General features: G+C 60.1%; 12 protein-coding genes. 6 read left to right on the plus strand and 6 right to left on the minus strand.

From position 1 onward, the window contains the following. The first annotated feature begins 22 nt into the window (after positions 1-22). From JIN81_RS09350 to JIN81_RS09365, 4 genes are all read left to right on the plus strand, one after another. Positions 23-745, plus strand: a complete 723-nt coding sequence (locus JIN81_RS09350) for a hypothetical protein (protein ID WP_200278677.1) — start codon at positions 23-25, stop codon at positions 743-745. Positions 746-811: 66 nt separating this feature from the next. Continuing rightward, positions 812-4,276: a sulfatase-like hydrolase/transferase gene (locus JIN81_RS09355; RefSeq protein WP_200278678.1), complete on the plus strand. Its 3,465-nt coding sequence runs from the start codon at positions 812-814 to the stop codon at positions 4,274-4,276. 24 nt (positions 4,277-4,300) lie between these two features. Continuing rightward, entirely contained in the window at positions 4,301-6,538 is a 2,238-nt protein-coding gene (locus JIN81_RS09360) for a hypothetical protein (protein ID WP_200278679.1), read from the plus strand. Between the two features lie 124 nt (positions 6,539-6,662). Beyond that, entirely contained in the window at positions 6,663-8,117 is a 1,455-nt protein-coding gene (locus JIN81_RS09365) for a sulfatase family protein (RefSeq protein ID WP_200278680.1), read from the plus strand. Positions 8,118-8,156: 39 nt separating this feature from the next. Here the strand turns inward: JIN81_RS09365 and JIN81_RS09370 are convergent, their stop codons facing one another. The 6 genes from JIN81_RS09370 to JIN81_RS09395 all read right to left on the minus strand — a co-directional run bounded on the left by JIN81_RS09370 (position 8,157) and on the right by JIN81_RS09395 (position 14,141). Next, positions 8,157-9,236 (minus strand): AMP-binding protein, encoded by a 1,080-nt coding sequence (locus JIN81_RS09370; RefSeq protein ID WP_200278681.1) that lies wholly within the window; start codon positions 9,234-9,236, stop codon positions 8,157-8,159. Beyond that, positions 9,218-10,177 carry an enolase C-terminal domain-like protein gene (locus JIN81_RS18985; RefSeq protein ID WP_200278682.1) on the minus strand — a complete coding sequence of 320 codons (960 nt, stop codon included), beginning with the start codon at positions 10,175-10,177 and terminating at the stop codon, positions 9,218-9,220. Before JIN81_RS18985 ends, JIN81_RS09370 begins: the two co-directional genes overlap by 19 nt. Positions 10,178-10,207: 30 nt before the next feature. Next, positions 10,208-11,086, minus strand: a complete 879-nt coding sequence (menA, locus tag JIN81_RS09380; protein WP_200278683.1) for a 1,4-dihydroxy-2-naphthoate octaprenyltransferase — start codon at positions 11,084-11,086, stop codon at positions 10,208-10,210. A 98-nt stretch (positions 11,087-11,184) separates the two neighbouring features. Then, positions 11,185-12,471 carry an autotransporter outer membrane beta-barrel domain-containing protein gene (locus tag JIN81_RS09385; RefSeq protein WP_200278684.1) on the minus strand — a complete coding sequence of 429 codons (1,287 nt, stop codon included), beginning with the start codon at positions 12,469-12,471 and terminating at the stop codon, positions 11,185-11,187. 90 nt (positions 12,472-12,561) lie between these two features. Next, positions 12,562-13,377: a 1,4-dihydroxy-2-naphthoyl-CoA synthase gene (gene menB, locus JIN81_RS09390; protein ID WP_200278685.1), complete on the minus strand. Its 816-nt coding sequence runs from the start codon at positions 13,375-13,377 to the stop codon at positions 12,562-12,564. A gap of 17 nt (positions 13,378-13,394) precedes the next feature. Beyond that, on the minus strand, positions 13,395-14,141 hold the full coding sequence (locus tag JIN81_RS09395) for an alpha/beta fold hydrolase (RefSeq protein ID WP_200278686.1): 747 nt from the start codon (positions 14,139-14,141) through the stop codon (positions 13,395-13,397). Positions 14,142-14,384: 243 nt separating this feature from the next. On the opposite strand from JIN81_RS09395, the gene JIN81_RS09400 reads away from it, so the two are divergent. Continuing rightward, complete coding sequence (locus JIN81_RS09400; protein WP_234044641.1) at positions 14,385-14,747, plus strand: YchJ family protein; 363 nt, start codon at positions 14,385-14,387, stop codon at positions 14,745-14,747. 64 nt (positions 14,748-14,811) lie between these two features. Beyond that, positions 14,812-17,103 (plus strand): peroxiredoxin family protein, encoded by a 2,292-nt coding sequence (locus tag JIN81_RS09405; protein WP_200278688.1) that lies wholly within the window; start codon positions 14,812-14,814, stop codon positions 17,101-17,103. The last annotated feature ends 85 nt before the right edge of the window (positions 17,104-17,188 follow it).

Below are 17,188 nucleotides of genomic sequence, written 5' to 3' on the forward strand. Positions count from 1 at the left end.
ACCCCCTGTAAGACGAAATCCCATGAATACCACCCTTACGGCGTGTGCCGTACTAATAATCTCCGTTCCTCACCTGCTCGCAGCCACCTTTGCCTCCGGATACACGAAGGGAGCATCCAGTCAGTTGCTGACCTCGAACGGGGGAAGTGGTTCAGTGGTGTTTCAGGATCATGCGACCACGGGAGGAGGCGACATCCGATTCGATGGAGGGAATCTCAGTTTCGGATGGTTGGTGGACGGTTCCGGTTCCTGGTCGGGCGGGGATACCGTATCAATCACCGGCCTTGCGCTTCCGATCTGGGCCAATTCGCTGGAAACGGATGACACCAACAATACCCAGAACGGGACTTTCACCTTCTCGTTTTACAGTGCTGGCGCCGACAACACCTGGGATGGAACCAATGCTCTTGGAACCAGCGATGATTCGCTCCTTGGAACCATCGACGTCACCTTTGCTTCCGCTAACACCGGAGTGGATGAGTTCTACGTCAACTTCGATTCGGCGCTCAACTGGACCGCTGATTCCTCACAGATTTTCTTCACGTTCCAGAACACCGGCGCGGTCCGCCTGAAGACGGGGCCACCGGTCGATGCAGTGGTTCCCCAATTCAATGAAGCCACGGGAGCAGCCGTCGCTTCCTCGGGTGTAAGTCTCGCCGGAACGGTGACCGTTCCCGAGCCGTCGGTCGCGCTGCTCGGAGCAGGCGCGTGCCTGCTCATGCTTTCGCGCCGCCGCCGCGTCTGACCGAGGAGCCCAAGCATTCACCCGATTTCTGCCCCTTGGTCCCTTGAGTCGATCCTGTCAAACCCCATGAAGTTCCCATCAGTCATCATCCTTATCGCCTTCTCAGTTCCTTCAGCGGTTGATGCCGCGAGCTTTGTAAAGGGGCACACCGGGGGCACGGGGAGTGAGTTGCTCGACGACAACGGGGGCGGTGGTGCCGATCTCTTCGTTGATGCATCCGCAACAGGAGGGGACGACATCCGTGCGGACAATGGACAGATCAACCGGGCCTTCCTTGTTGAGAACGTCTGGAATGTCGGGGCAGCGGTCGAGTTGAGCGGGATGGCAATTCCGATCTGGGCCAACTCGGACTCAACGGACAACACCAACAACACTCAGAATGGCACCCTGACGGTCGACTTCTATGACGTGGGTGCGGATGGAGCGTTCTCAGGCATTGGTGCCGAGACCTTGATCAACTCCGTGCCGGTTTCATTCACGCTGGCCAACTCGGGAGTGGATAGTTTTCACGTCAATTTCGATACCCCAATTGCTTTCACGTCCTCCGGCACCGGGGTCGCCATGGTGTTGACTCACTCTGCTGCCGTCAGGCTGAAGGAGGGCCCCGCCGGGAGCGGGGTCACACAGGTCAATCGCGATTCGGGTGCTCCCCTCGGCTCGGGCAATCTCTTCTCGATGACTCTCGCCGGTTCCGCTGTCGGAGGGAGTCCACCACCGACCAGCAATACGGCGACTCAGTCGGGCAACTGGGACGAGGTTGTGTGGGATGTCAGTTCCGGCGGCACGACTCAGGGAGGCTTGGCGGGAAGTGATACAGCCTTGGTCGGGCAGTATCGGACCATCCGTTATCGGGGAATCCCCGCCGACCAAACCATTGCAACGCTTCAGCTTGGTGAGAGTTCGAGCGCTCCCGGCCAAGGGGTCTTCGAGCTCGACTCAGGAATGTTCACGGTGAGCGGAGATCTGGTGGTTGGACGCAACAGCAGCCCCAACGATTCCTTCGTCCATGTCAACGGCGGCACTCTTTCGGTAGGCGGGGACGCCATGTTCGGACGTAGTGTCGAGGCCTGTGATGGATCGCTGGTGATCGCGGGTGGCGAAGTGGACATCGATGGTGACCTTGCACTGGGAGGTTTCGAGGAAGGAGGAGCCATGCTGCGCTTCCACAACCCTGGCAGTTCGCCTGCGATTGACGTGGGTGGATCATTGATTCTTGGCAGGTGTTCCCTCGATCTCACCTTCGATAGTAATTATGCCCATGTTCCGGGAACGATCATTCCCTTGGTCAGTTTTGTGGATCGCGACGGCCAGTTTCTGAATTTCCGCCACAATCAGGACTTCAACTGTGGGCCCAACCGTTTCCGGATCGAGTACCTGACGGACTCCATTCAGCTTGTTGCCTTGGAAAACTGGGCCCCTTCATCGGCCCGGCCAAACATCATTCTCCTCTTCACCGATGACCAGGGTTATGCGGACTTGAGGCTTCATGGGGATGCACGCTACCCGATGCCCACTCTGGAAACCCTTGCGTCCACCGGCGCCCGCTTCACGGACGCGTATGTCAGCGCCGGTGTCTGCCATCCGTCGCGGTGCGGCTTGCTGACAGGGGTGCACCAGCAGCGACTTGGCTCGGACAACAATTTGGGAGGACCCTCATACAACGGAATGGCGACTGCCCAGCGGACGGTTCCACGTCGACTCCAGGGATTGGGCTACAAGACCTATGGCATCGGCAAGTGGCACCTGGGCGACACCGTCGAGTTTCATCCCAATCTTCGCGGATTCGACCACTGGTATGGCATGTGGGCTGGCTCGAGAAGTTACTGGAGCAGCACGTCGGAAGGAAATGTCTTCCAGGATCAGATGATGCCGGATTTCGCATCGGAAGATGATACTTATCTAACTGACCGTATTGGCGACAAGACGGTGGACTTCATCGACCAGCATCTGTCCTCATCGACTGATCCGTTCTTCATGTATGTCTCTTTCACCGCGGTGCACGGCCCGGTGGATATTGATTCTCCGCCAGCGCCGAAACCGGCGGACCCGCGATATGCCCGCCTTGCCAGTGAGTTCGGTCTGGATGCCAGCGACTACGAGAATTCACCGAGGACCTTTGGCCAGTCGCAGGCGGTCGCCGACAAGAATCGCTACGATCTGGCAGCGATGACCCTCGCGCTCGACGAGAACATCGGCAAGATCGTCGACCGGCTCTCGGAAACGCCGGGTCTGCTGGAGAATACCCTGATCGTTTACCTGAATGACAACGGTGGAGCCGAGTGGGCCCAAGGGTTCGGTGGAAACTATTCCTACAACAATCCACTCAAGGGCAAGAAGGGTGGATCAATGCAGGATGGTTCGATCCGCGTTCCGTGTGTTGCCAGTTGGCCGGGCGGCTTCGCCGGGAACCAGGTCATCAACGAGCCGGTTACCTCACTCGATTTCGTCGCCACCTTCGTCAATGCCGCAGGCGATGCCCCGGTGGCGGCGCGCAACGGGCTCGATGGTCTCGATCTGATGCCTCTGATTCGTGACGGCTCCGCTCTTCCTGAAGACCGCGTCATCAGCTGGAGGGCTGGTGGGGTCACGGGTGGTGGAACCGCGATCCGGCAGGGCGATTGGAAACTCTGGATCAACGATCCCGGCGGTGCTCCTCAACTCTACAACCTCCGGTCCGACATCGATGAGAACAACAACCGGTCGGCTGAGCAGCCGGCCCTCGCCGATGAACTTCTCGAGCGCTACCTCGCATGGGAAGCCGGGACACTTCCGCCGGCTTATGGAACGGCGGATACCTTGTTGGATTCAGGTCTGGAAAGGCACCCGTTCACGGGTGGGTTGCGCTTGAAGACACCCTCCGTCACTCCCCTGTGGCAGTCGGCGAGCCGTAGGAATCCCTTGTCGTTGAATTCGGGATTCTCTCTGGGCTTCCTTCTCCGGGCGTCCGAGGTCGGTCCGTTTGGTCCGTCTTCGGGACTGTGGCATGCCCTCGCTGACTCGACGAATCGCTCGGAGTTCATCCGATTTGGCATCGACTATGACAACTCATCCCTCGTGATTCATGAAGGGAAGACCGGGGCTTCATCGAGTGCTGCCATCACGCTGTCTCCGCGGGCATTTGTCGGCCTTGTCCTGTCCTACGAAGCGGCAAGCCATACAATTTCCCTGAAGTCCGGAGATGTCTCGACCTCGTTGGTGTTGGGGGGATCCTATGGGGCTCTTGGAGTCACTGCGATGGGAGCCTCCGCCATGGAGGGAGAGATCACGACGCTGCGACCGGTGATGGCAGGGTCGGGTGAAGAGACCTCACGGCTCCAGTTGGATGTCGGTGACGAAACCATGGTGCTGTCGGCCCGGCTCGGAAGCTCACCTCCCTTTGCCCCTCGACTTGAACGCTCTCTCGGCCTCGTGGAGTTCAACCCGGATGCCAACGCGCTGACCGAATCCCTCGGAGGTGGTCTCTTTCGCGTCAGCTCCTCGGCGTCCGGCGAAGCGGCTGAATTTTACCGACTCAATCTCTCGCAACCCTGAAGAAACAAAACCCCATCCAAACCCATGAATCCACCAATCCTCACAGGCATCATTCCGGCCTGTTTGCTCATTGTTCCCTCATTTGCCGCCGACTTTCAAAAGGGCGATGTCACCAGCGGTCTTACCGGCACCTTGTTCTTCGATGATTCGGTCACCGGGGGTGGTGATGATACGACCAATCAACCCAATGCGTCGGCCTCAGTGCGATTCTGTGATCTCGATGGTGACGGAAGCACCTTGCCACCCGGTGCTTCCGGAGTGGTCACCATTCAAGGATTCGGCTTTGCCACTTCGGGCACTGCTGGGGCGAACGATGCCACAAGTGTGAATGTCAGTGTCAGCTATCTCGGTGCTGATGAACTGTTTGGTGGAGGGGACGATGTCCTGATCGGGTCGGAGACCGTGGGATACACCCACGACGGCGCCGGCGAATACTACGTGAACTTTGAAACAGAAATGTCGGCTCTGATCGATGGGATCGGAAGCCGCTTCCGGATCGTTGTCACGCCGACCAATGATGCTGGGACAGGTTCGATTCGTTTCAAGACGGGTGCACTTGCCTTCGAGGCATTCAATGGGCCCAAGCTGAGTCTTTCTGGAACCTATACGCTCGCTACGACTGACACCGATATGGACGGCTTGGCAGATATCGTGGAGACGGGTGGTGTGTTCGCCAATGGAGATCCACTGGGGACTTTCGTCAGTTCAGCGGACACCGGCACGTGGGTCGACGTTGATGATTCGGATGGTGATGGCATCAAGGACGGAGAAGAAGTCCTGGGAGAAACCATCAGCGGGCAGCTTTACACATCAGACCCCACGAACCCGCATACGGACGGTGACGGCATCAGCGATGGGGATGAGGTGAATGGCACCCTCAATGTGAATTGGTTCAACGATCCGACCGATCCGGCCTCTGACGATACGGACGGCGACAACATTTCCGATGCCGACGAGATCAACATTACCGGAACCAACCCCGCGGATCCAGACAGTGATGGCGACGGTCTCAACGACGATGTCGAAGATGCGAATCAGAACGGGATTCTGGATGAAGGGGAAACCAGCCCCATCGATTTCAGCACTGACGGTGACAGCCTGCCTGATTCATGGGAGATCGCCAACGGACTTGATCCGCGCGACGACGGCAGCGTCGATCCGGTCAATGGAGACAATGGCGATCCGGATCTCGATCTGCTGACCAACATTGACGAATACAATGGCGGGGTGGACAGCAGTGACCCGAACCGCCCTGATACCGACCGGGACGGGCTGACGGATAAGGAGGAGTGGGACCTGTTCCTGAGCCTGGTGGATCGTGATACCGACAATGACGGTCTGTCGGATGCCTTCGAGATCGCCAATGGGCTCGACGCGTTTGCCAATGCTGACTTCGACAACGACACCTTCTCGGACCGGCTTGAGGTTCGATTCTATGGGTCCGACCCGAAAGACCCGCTCAGCAATCCTGATGATGGATTCACTCCGACTCCGGGGTCTTTCACTCCGTTGCAGGATGCCGGCACCGTGGCCCCTGGTGGAACCCTGGATCTGAGCGGAACCCTTGGTTCAGCCTTCGTCAATGAAGTCGCGACCGGTGGGGGTGACTTTGACTACGGCGGTGGGGTGACGAATTTCACCGTGGTCTATCCGAATGCTTTCTCGGGTCCCGGTGCTCAAGTGTCGCTGACCGGCTTGGCCTATGTCGTTCCCGGGGCCTTCAATGCCTCGGGAGATATCCTGGTCGAGTTCTTCGACCCAGGGGCAGATGGTGTGTTCGATGGGGTGGATCAGGATCTTCTCGTCGGGAGTGCGAAGGGATCGTTGACGACGACCGGTGCCACCACGGTGATGTATTGGAATTTCGATACTCCCATCAATTTCACCAGCCTGGGTAGCGCGCTAGGAGTGAAGATCTCTTCGACGGGGAACATCCGGTTCAAGGCGCAAAACAACTTCGCATCGGGATTCTGGCAGCGCGACGATGGGAGTGGCACATTCGGCAACGTAAGGGCGATGCGGCTATCGCTCGGCGGCAGTGTCATCAACCCAGCCGGACCGACGATTGAAAGCATCACCCGGACCGGGACTCTGACGACGCTGACCTGGAGTCTGGGAAGTGCTCCGACCGTCACCCTGGAGCGTTCGCTTGATCTCGGGGTGTCGGATGCTTGGCAACCGGTGCTCGAGGACACCACGGACACGAGCTACCAGGAAAATTCTTCTGACGACCGCGCATTCTTCCGCTTGGTTCATCCATGATGCCTTGGACCGGTTGACAGGGATGACCACATCCCTGTTGCTGGTCCTGCATCGTCCGTGCTGGGTGGTCGCCTGATTCCAGATTGAGTTTAGGTCGACTGTCCCTACCTTTTGTTGCTCGACCATGAATCGCCTCCATCTGCCCCTGTTTGCCGCCATTGTTGCCTGTCTTGGTTCTGCCCACGGGGCATCTGACTCTTCCAAGAAGCCCAATCTGATGATCATCCTGGCGGACGACATGGGGTATGGAGACATGGAACACACCGGGACCACCCGACTGAAGACACCCCATCTCAACGACCTCGTCGCCGAGGGGGTGTTCTGCAGTCAGGGTTATGTCGCTTCGCCCGTTTGTTCGCCATCACGTGCCGGCCTGATCACAGGCCGGGATCCCAGACGGTTCGGATATCAGGGAAACCTGAACATGGGTCCCGAAGGCTACGCGACCCGCCCTGAACTTCTGGGTCTGCCCCCAGCGGAGCACACGCTGGGCGACCAACTGAAGGCTGCAGGATATGCCACCGGTTTGATCGGCAAGTGGCATCTCGGCAAGGGGAGCGGCTTCCATCCCAACGAGCGGGGCTTCGATGACTTCTGTGGAATGCTTGGTGGAGGTCACCACTATTTCCCGACCCGGATCGAGAACGCTTCGATCGAGCGCAACGGGGAGCCCGTGACCCGTTATTCGAGTGAGTATCTGACGGATTTCTTCACCGACGAGGGGATACGATGGATGGAGAAGCACCATGAGTCCGGAAAACCCTGGTTCCTATTCATGTCTTACAACGCTCCGCATACCCCGATGCATGCGACTCCGGAGGATCTGGAATTGTTCAAGCACATCAAGAACGAGAAACGTCGTACCTACGCGGCCATGATGTATGCTCTCGACCGTGGGGTGGGCCGTCTCCGTGGGTGGCTGAAGGATCATGGAGAGGACCGGAATACGCTCATCGTATTTTTGTCGGACAACGGAGGGGCGCCCGACAACGGAAGCTGGAATGGTCCGCTTTCCGCGACCAAGGGCACTCTCAAGGAAGGGGGTGTGCGGGTTCCCATGATCTGGAACTGGGTGGGTACCCTGCCCGCGGGAGGCGAGTACGATGCGCCGGCCTCGGCACTTGATATTCTCCCAACTTTTCTCGCGGCTGCGGGCGCAGAGGCCTTGCCTTTGTCTCCACCGATGAGTCACGAGGACAAGAGGAACCGCAAGCGTTCGGTCGCCCGCTATGGCGCTTATGATGGCGTGAACCTGCTGCCTTCGCTGAAGGGTGATAAAGAGGCCCGGCGTCGCACGCTTTTCTGGCGACTCCAGGGTCAATCGGCCGTGCTCGACGGAGCGGACAAGCTCATTCGCCCCCCTCACCGACCGGCGCAGTTTTTCCGTCCGGCGGAGGATCCCGGCGAGCTTCGGGATCTGGCGCCCGAACGAGGTGAGCGCTTCGAGGCGCTCTTCCGGATGCTCGGAGAGTGGGAGTCGAGTCTCAGCACGGTTCCACTGTGGGGTTCTTCGCCCTATTGGGATGGCGAGAGTTCGAGGCTCTACGAGCAGCGCAAGGTCACGGACGAACCGGAGTGATTTGGTTTCTCCCTGATCAGGGGTTTCGGAACGGGACTGTCATTTTTCCCGGCTGGCGATCATTTTGATCAATTCGTCGACACGCACCTTGCCCAGCGGAGTGCGTGGCAGACGGTCGAACCGTACGCTGGAGGTGACTCTCCACGGTCCGGTATGATTCGAGTGATAGCGCTCGAGGACCGGAACTACGTCATCCCTCGTATGTGCAAGGACAAGCCGGTGTCCGTTGCGGGCGTCGGGAACGGCGACGACGCTGGCCTCTTCGAGCGCGAGGTCCTGTTCGATTTCGGACAGGTCCACCAATTCGCCGAGGATCTTCACGCATCGGTCGGCGCGCCCGAGGACGGTCAGGCGGTTGGACTCCAGGGTGACCCTGTCCTCGGTTCCAAACCAAGGCTGGGACCGGGCTTCGAAGCACCAGCGGTCCTTCCAGAGGAGGCTGGCGCGGAAGAGGGATTCGCCGCGGATTTCAAGGCACCCTGATTCTCCGATCCGGGCGCTCCAATGGGGAAGGATGGGAAGGGTCTCCGGCGAGTAGGGCTGGCTCAGCGAGGCGAGGGATTGGGTGGCGATCTGGGAGCCTGCTTCCGTCATGCCGTAGCTGGCGAGGACCGGCCATCCCAGCGCCCGTGCTTTTTCGCCCAATGGACTCGCGAGTCGTCCGCCTCCGACGACGATGGTTTTCAAGGTGCTTGGGGCCTTGAGTGATGCATTGACCAAGTCATGGACCTGTGTCGGGACGAGGGAGAGGTGGTTCACTTCGTGCTGGGTCAGCCAGGTGTGGAAAGCAACGGCATTCCAGCGCTGCTGGTAGCATGCCAGAGGACATCCAGCTTCGTAGGCGCGGGCGATCACGCCGAATCCTCCGACGTGATTCAGCGGGAGTGCCAGGCCCCAGAGCTCGTCCGCTTTCACCGCGAGGTGGGCGTTCACGATGGATGCGGAGAGCAGCAAGCCATCCCGGGAAAGGCCCCGCCATTTCGGGGGTCCCGACGACCCGGAGGTGCGGAACCAGACCAGCCCCTCGGGGTCGGTGGCATCCGCGGGGAAACGTGACCCGGGAGCGACGAGCTTGTTGCTTGCCCAGAAGGCGGGGTCGATCAATCGAGTCGTTTCCATGGCAGCTTCTCAAGCAGATCATCGAAACCCAGTCCGGTGCCGCCCGCTGGCTTGAATTCAGGGGACCAACGACCAAGTCGTTCGGCGAAGTCGGTGGGTGCGAAGAGTTGGTGGGTCTGCAGACCGCAAAGTCCGACCAAGCCCGGGAACTGGACGTTCAGCTTGGCTGCTTCCCATGCGGCGAAGCACTGACCCAGCGGGTGATCCATGTAGCTGGTCACGATCACTTGCTGTCCCTGCTTCGCGGCGGCTTCGGCCAGCAGCCAAGGCTCATCAACGGCAGGTTTCACCACCATGACCTGTGCTGAATCGCACAGCGGAGCGGCTTCCCGATCCACGGCGAGAGGCACCTTGACCGTGCGGCCAAGTTCCTTCCAGCGCGAGGCGCTGTAGGGGCAGGGATCTTCGACGAAGTCCATCCGTTGACGGATGTTCTCGGGGATCTCCAACAGGAACTTGGTGGCCTGATCCGGTTCCAGAACTTCGTTGAAGTCCAATCGCCACCGGATGTTGGGGTGGGCTTCGGCTGTCTTGAGGAGGAACTCCAGTTCCATCTTCAAATCACGGCCGGCCTTCATTTTGAAGCACCTGAAGCCCTTCGAAAGCGCACTCTCAACGATCCGGTCATCCAGCCAAGGCAGGGTAGCGTGGCTCATGGGTAGATCGATTTCCTCCAGCAGGGGGTCGCCGATGAAGCGGGCGTCGGCATCCTCCTTGGCACAGCGGAGCGCACGACGGACGATCGGCCACCGGCGTGGTCCCTTCAGGTCGTCGAGGCAGCGCTGCAGGGAGGGGTCACCGAGTTCGGGCCAGGGCTGCATGCAGGCGAAGCCGTCATCGACCCGAAGCAGGACCCCCTCGACCTCGCGCTTGTTGCTTTTCGAGTTCAAGGGCTGGCGGGTCACCAGCTTGTATTTCCAATACCACAGATCTTCGGCCACGCCGGAGACTCCATCCTCCCGGCTGGCCGATCAACCGGGAATCACGGCCAGGACGTGAAAGAGGCCTGCGAATGCCACCAACTGGAGGCCGGAAAGTGCGAGCATCCGGTTCATGCCCGGGCCTTCGGGTTCGGTCAGGGCGCTCCATGAGAGCCTGAGCCCGATCGACAGGACGGGCAGGATTGCCAGGGTCAGCCAGGGCTGGCCGAGAAAGACCCAGAGCACCCCGAGGATCACGGGTAGTTTGATCTCCGCCCAGATCATCAAGCGGGCGGGTTTCGGTCCCCATCTCACTGCCAGCGTCCGTTTTCCGGTCGAGGCATCCTCTTCGCGGTCCCGCAGGTTGTTGATGGAGATGAGCACGCAGGACAGCAGGCCGATCTGGGAACCGAGGAGGAGCGATTCCAGCCGCCACTCCTGCAACTGGACGAAGACCGTCCCGGCCACCGCCACCCAGCCGAAGAAGACGAGTACGAAGAGCTCTCCCATGCCCCGGTAGGCGAGCGGGAACGGGCCTCCTGTGTAGCCGTAAGCGAGAAACAGCGAAGGAACCCCGATCGCCAGGATCGGCCAGCCCGCCACTTGGAACAGATACCACCCGCAGACGGTAGCTGCGACGAGGAAGATGCCACCGGAAACCATCACGGCGCGCCGTGACATCAGACCGCTCGCCGTCGCCCGCTGAGGGCCGATCCGCCGCTCTGTGTCCGCTCCTTTGGCGGCGTCGATGGCGTCGTTGAAGAAGTTGGTGGCAATCTGGATGCACACCGCGCCCAGCAGGGTGGCGACGGCCGCGAGCAGGCTCCAGGAACCGGAAAGCTTCCACGCCAGAACGGTCCCTGCCCACACCGGCACAATCGCAGCCGGGAGGGTCTTCGGTCGGGTGGCCAGAAGGAATGCTCGGATCACGGCGCACAACAAGCCGCGTCACCCAGTCCCACAAAAGAAAAAACGGCCGCTCCAGAAGAATCCGGAGCGGCCGTGAGTGGGTTCAGAATGATCCGAACTCAGAATTCCTTGCCGACCTTCAGGCCGACGTAGTGGCCCTGAACTTCGCTGCCGAGGCGAGCTTCGTAGTCGAGCACGGCGTTCCAGCCGCTGTTGGCATAGTATCCGATGCCGGCACCGAGCACCGCGAGGTCCTCGTCGACGGTGCCAAGCGGGAAGCCGAACACATTGCCAGTGTTGTCTTCAAACTCGTGTTCCCAAGCTGCACGGAGCTGCGGAACCCAAGTGCCACCGCCGCCGGCAAAGTTGCCGGAGACGCTGTAGCCGAGGGTTGTCGCGAGGGATTCGATGTCCTGCGATGGGAACAAGGCGCCACCGCCGGGGCCGAACTCCTGGTAGCCGTCGATCTCACCGTCGATCCAGCGAATGCCAGCGTAGGGACCGTGGCTGATCCGGGTGCCGCGGAAGGTCAGACCGGTGTTGAAGTCCACCGTGTGGGTGGAGCCGTCTGGTGAACCACCAGCAAGCAGGCCGAAATTGTTCCGTTGAATGTCGTAGGACTGGTCGGTGTAGGCATACATCAGATCGGCCCAGTAATCGGCACCGAAGACCGCATTGTCGCGATAGTAGGAGATGTAGGGAATGAGCGACAGGGAAGTCACATCCGTGGTGCTCAGGCGGGTGCCGAAGATGGAGGATTCCGCCTCACCCTCGGAGCCGGAGAAGGCCAGGCCGAAGCTGAAGTTGTTGTTGATCCGGCGTTCGATGCCGACGTGACCACCCCAGAGGTTGAATTCCGTATCACCAGCCGTGAGCACCTGAATCGGAGCAGGCGGTGGGGCGGTCTGGCCTGGAGGCACAGCCGGGCGGATCAGGACAAACTGAGGATCGGAGTCTTCCGTGTAGCCGAAGAGGCCACCGTAAATTTCCCACTTGGCTGGAGTTGTCACGACAATGGGCTCTTTCGCCATTCCGCCCTTCGCCATTCCACCTTTCGCGGAAACAGGAGCTGGGGCGGGTGTGGTCGTGGTGGTTGAGTGGTTTGGAACCCCCGCACGCTTGCGGAAGAGTCTGTCACCCACGTCACGGGTATTCACGCGGGTGGCGGTCAGTCCTGCCATGCGGTTGGCCGTAGCTGTGGTGACGCCGCTTTCCGGGCCGACTTCGCAAACATAGTCGCGCTCGTATTCGATCTCCCATTCACTTGGGCCGATCAGCGTGTTGAAATCGTAGTGATCGTAGTGATCGTCACACGGATCGAAACGCTGCAGGACATCTTGCGAGAAGACCGGCATGGTCGCGGCAAGCGCAAGCAAGGATGTTAGCTTTAACTGATTGGTATTCATTGGTCTGGAGGTGTGTGTTTCTCTGGGTTGCAGCGCGCTTCTAGCAGAGTCGGCACCCCAAAAACAAGGCCATTCTCGGTGATCTTGATATTATGGGACCCTTGGAAACTTCGAGAAATCGGGTTTCCGTTTTTCCACGAAAGCGTTTTTCCCCTCCTTGGCCTCTTCGCTCATGTAGTAGAGCAAGGTCGCATTTCCTGCCATATCTAGTAGGCCCATCTGCCCGTCGCAGTCCGCATTCAGACAGGATTTCAGGCAACGCAGGGCCAGTGGTGAGTGTTCGAGCATCTCCCGGCACCACTGCACGGTTTCCTCTTCGAGTTTTTCCAGAGGCACGACGGTATTCACCAGACCCATCTCCAAAGCCTGCTGGGCATCGTACTGGCGGCACAGGTACCAGATTTCGCGGGCCTTCTTTTGACCAACGATTCGGGCGAGGTAGCTCGATCCCAGGCCGCCGTCGAAGCTCCCGACCTTCGGGCCGGTCTGGCCGAAGCGGGCATTCTCAGCGGCGATGGTGAGGTCGCAGACGACGTGGAGCACATGCCCGCCACCGATGGCGTAGCCGGCCACCATGGCGACCACGGGCTTGGGCATCTGGCGGATTTTTTTCTGCACATCGAGGATGTTGAGCCGTGGCACGCCGTCGTCGCCGACGTAGCCGGCGTGGCCGCGCACCTTCTGGTCGCCTCCCGAGCAGAAGGCCAGATCGCCTTCTCCGGTCAGGATGATGACCCCGACCTGGGGATCCTCGTGCGCCATCTCGAGCGCGATGAGCATTTCCTTCACCGTTTGCGGTCGGAAGGCATTGCGCACTTCCGGCCGGTTGATGGTGATCTTTGCAATCTGTCCCTCATCCGCCGTTTCGTAGCGGATGTCCTCAAAGTCTCGAACGCTGGTCCACATGTCGGGATTAGTCTGTCTCAGGAATCCACTCCCTCAAGAAATTCCCCAACCTTCTTCGCAAACTCGTCGGGAAGGTCCCATGGGAGCCGATGCCCGGCGCCTTTTCCCACCCACAGATCCATGGAAGCGCGCGGGGCCGGATTACCGGTGTGGTGCGCGGTGAGGGCGTTTTCGCCGAGGCTTCGGAACTTTTCATCCTGTTCGCCCACGGCCCACAGAACCGGGCACGGGAGATTCGGGAGTTGGTCCCACAGGGATTCCTGACCGCCCAAGGTCCAATCCATGAAACTCCGTGCCACGGCCTGCCTGCGTTGTTTGAGGAGTGCCCGATTGGCGAAGGAAGCCCCGCCTGCGGAGGTGCCCAGTACCGCCTGGCCATTCCATGCTTCGAGGAAGTCGGACCAATCGTCCCGCAGCGCTCTGGCACCCCATTCCGCGTCTTTTGCCCTGCGGTCCTTCTTTGCCGGTTCATCTTCCAGTCCGGGGTGGGCGGACACAATCACTCCCGCTTCCCAAACACTCCCTTGGAGCAGGGCGTGGAGCGCCAATCGACCTCCCATCGAGTAGCCGAGCAGAACCTTGCGCCCCTGGGTGGCGGCGGCTTCTTCATTCAGGGCATCGCCGAATGCGGGCATCGACATCGGGCAGCAGTCAAGAAAGCGCCACAGGTCGACGCGCTTGATCGCCCAGCCCGGCACGGAGAACCCGCTCCAGTCATCCGCCATTCCTACCGCTCCGTGCAGGCACCAGATCGTTCCCTTCATGCGCTTGGCCAACCTTCTTGTCCCCATGCGATGATACAAGCCTCATCCTTCCACCAGACGATGGTCCTTGGGTCACGTGGCGGGATGACAGGGTGACTGGAACGGCCGAGCACCGTGGTCAACGTCCGGGCAAGAGGAAGGATTGCCACCGAGGGGCGTCTCAGGTGATGCTCGGGCGTGAGCGATTCACCGAACAAACCAATGACCGAGCGAGGGGAGTCGCTTTGTCCATGCAAGAGCAGGATGTCCTACGCCAAGTGCTGCATGCCCTATCATCATGGGAAGGCGAAGCCCGAGACGGCGGAGAAGCTGATGCGTTCGCGATACAGTGCGTATTTCTTCCGTTTGGTCGGGTATTTGGTGGATACCACTCACCCGGATACCAAGGAGCCGGGACTGCGGAAGGGATTGCAGAAAACGGTCCACCAAGTGAACTGGGCGAACCTGGAAATCCTCGCCGTGGTGAAAGGCGAGAAGGATGACAAGGTGGGGAAAGTGGAATTTGTCGCGGACTACTTCGTCGAAGGAAAACCGTATGAACTTCATGAGGTGTCACGATTCCGCCGCTACAAAGGCGCGTGGAAGTACCTCGACGGGAAATCTTGATCCCGAGGTTGGTCGGGAAATCTTGCGAGGGGTGGGGCATTCGTGCCACAGCTAAGGCCACCCCATGACCCACTTGTTCCGGAAAGGATCGATGCTGCAGGTTGCGGCGCTGCTCTCCCTCGTGGGATCGTTGGCCCCTGCCCAGGATGCCCAACCCACCTTCAAGCGTTACAACCTGCGTTGCCTGGCGCCCTTGCTTGAGAGCCTTGATGCCGAGGCTCCCAGGACGCTTGAGGAGGCCTTGCTGGCAGGGCCTGCGGGTTCGGTTGCTCCGCGAGTGGGCGAAGATGTTCTGGGTGTTGGGGCAGTGGACTTTCCGGTGGATGCCGGCCATGCGGACGTCCAGGCGCACTTCAATCGCGGGGTGGCCTTGCTCCATGCGCTTTGGTATCGCGAAGCGGAGCGTTCGTTCCGCTCGGTCGTCCACCTCGATCCCGATGGTCCGATGGGTTACTGGGGGTTGGCGATGGCGAACGAATTGCGGCCGGGGAGGGCACGGGTGTTTGCCAAGGCCGCGGTGGATCGAACGAACGTGAACCGGCCCGCAATGGAGCAGCGGTGGGTCGGAATCCTCGGGGACTACTACGAGGTTTCCAGTAATCAAACGCAAGCTGACGGGAGGGCACGGAGTGAGGCGCGAATCCGGGCGCTTGAGGACCTGGTCATTGATTTCCCTGAATCAGTCGAGGCAAAGGCGTTCATGGTGAGGCAGTTGGTGTTGGATCAGTATCGCGCGGGAGTGGAGATCACTTCGAGGCTTGGAGTGGAAAGTCTTCTCCGAGAGTTGGCGGAAGCGGCCCCGGGGCATCCATCCCGGCAATATGGAGCATTCCTCTGGCTTCGTGAGCGCCCGGACCGGGGCGTGCCTTTCGCTCGCGCATCGGTGGAGCAGGCGAGAGGGGTGGCCGAGGTCTGGCGCTATGCGGCCGAAGCATTGTCCGCAGCGGGAAGGTCAGCGGAGGCGCTGCCGCTGTATGAGAATGCGGTGCGGGTCGATCTGGACTACCTGTCCCAAAACCTCCTCATGCCATGGGAGGCACAGAATTTTTCAGGCAACTATGAGGCCTTCGTCAGCACCCTGATCGGCATGGGGAGAATCGAGGAAGCCGGGGCTTGGGCTGCCGCGTTGCTGGAATTACCGCGTCAGTCGGTCGGCATGCCTGAGTATGAGGGTAAGGATCTGAACGAGCTGGGAGCGGAGTTATGGATTCGCGCTCTGGCGACTGCCGAGCGATGGGAAGAGCTCGAAGTTCTGCTGAACTCGGAGAAATTGAGAGGAGCGGGTGAGGGATATCGAGTCCAAGCGGAGCGAATGTTTTGGTTGGGGGTCTGCGGGCTTTTTTCGGATGGAGGCGAGGGCGCTGTGGAAGCGTTGGCTGATCTGAATAAGTTGCATCGTCAGGCACTGGGCGACGGAGTTTCGAACGTGGTCGAGCAGGCGATCGTGTCGGCTGGGAAGTCGCTGCGGACTTGCCAAGGTCTGTTCGGTGAAGACGAACCCGATGGTGTGGGAATCGATTTTGAGGACCCGTGGATCAGTGGGTCACTTCTCGGTTCGATCCATCGCAAGGTCGGGTTGAAGCGCGAGGCGCTTGAGTTGGCGCGGGTCGCCGTGGAGCGGCATCCGGATCATGTGCTTCCTGTCGCCACCTTCATTTCGCTCGCCTATGACGCTGGTCGGAAGCGCGATGCATTTCTCAGGTTCAGTCGTCCATTCAGGATTCTGGCCGGTCAGGCGGATGCTGGGTTGCCGGCGCTCGAGGGCCTGGATGCGGCTGCCAGCGAGATGCAGTTGCCCGAACCGTGGACGCTTTCGGCGAAGCCTGCTGCGGAGGGCACGGAAGTGGACGCAGATCGTGGGAAGGCCTGGCTCCAGCCCATGGCACCGGATTTTGTCCTGCCGGACGCACTTGGCCGCAGCCACTCGCTGGAAGGCTTCCGTGGGAAGCCTGTGCTGATCAATTTCTTCCTCGGTGTGCAATGTGGGTATTGCCTGGAGCAACTCAGCGTCTTCAAGCCGCATCTCGGGGCATTCCGAGAGGCGGGTATTGAGTTCGTCGCGGTGAGTTCGGACACAGCTGAGGTGCTTCAGGGTGTGATCGAACTGACTCCGGGAGAGACCTACCGTGAGGACGGAGCTTTTCCGTTTCTCGTGCTGGCGGATCCGGCGCTGAAGACCTTCAGGGAGTATGGCGCGTTCGATGATTTCGAAGGTGGCCCCCTTCACGCCACGGTGCTTTTGGACGGGGAAGGCCGCTTGATTTGGGCGGATCGCGGGCATGCGCCCTTCAAGCGTCCTGAAATATTACTCGCTGAGGCTGAACGACTCATCGGCGTTTCTGATGCGGTGAAATAGGCTGATCGGGGCGGGTGCATGCGCTTTTGGGTTGAATCGCCAAGCCAATTTAGGAAGCTTGAAAGTCTGCTCCCCCAGTAGTTGC

Origin of the sequence: Haloferula rosea, assembly GCF_016595525.1 — a bacterium.
Lineage (GTDB): Bacteria > Verrucomicrobiota > Verrucomicrobiia > Verrucomicrobiales > Akkermansiaceae > Haloferula > Haloferula rosea.

Coding starts and splice junctions, on each gene's coding strand:
- JIN81_RS09400 (WP_234044641.1), top strand. CDS start 14,385: ATGTCCTACGCCAAGTGCTGCATGCCCTATCATCATGGGAAGGCGAAG.
- JIN81_RS09395 (WP_200278686.1), bottom strand. CDS start 14,141: ATGAAGGGAACGATCTGGTGCCTGCACGGAGCGGTAGGAATGGCGGAT.
- JIN81_RS09350 (WP_200278677.1), top strand. CDS start 23: ATGAATACCACCCTTACGGCGTGTGCCGTACTAATAATCTCCGTTCCT.
- JIN81_RS09385 (WP_200278684.1), bottom strand. CDS start 12,471: ATGAATACCAATCAGTTAAAGCTAACATCCTTGCTTGCGCTTGCCGCG.
- JIN81_RS09405 (WP_200278688.1), top strand. CDS start 14,812: ATGACCCACTTGTTCCGGAAAGGATCGATGCTGCAGGTTGCGGCGCTG.
- JIN81_RS09370 (WP_200278681.1), bottom strand. CDS start 9,236: ATGGAAACGACTCGATTGATCGACCCCGCCTTCTGGGCAAGCAACAAG.
- JIN81_RS09365 (WP_200278680.1), top strand. CDS start 6,663: ATGAATCGCCTCCATCTGCCCCTGTTTGCCGCCATTGTTGCCTGTCTT.
- JIN81_RS09360 (WP_200278679.1), top strand. CDS start 4,301: ATGAATCCACCAATCCTCACAGGCATCATTCCGGCCTGTTTGCTCATT.
- JIN81_RS09355 (WP_200278678.1), top strand. CDS start 812: ATGAAGTTCCCATCAGTCATCATCCTTATCGCCTTCTCAGTTCCTTCA.
- menB (WP_200278685.1), bottom strand. CDS start 13,377: ATGTGGACCAGCGTTCGAGACTTTGAGGACATCCGCTACGAAACGGCG.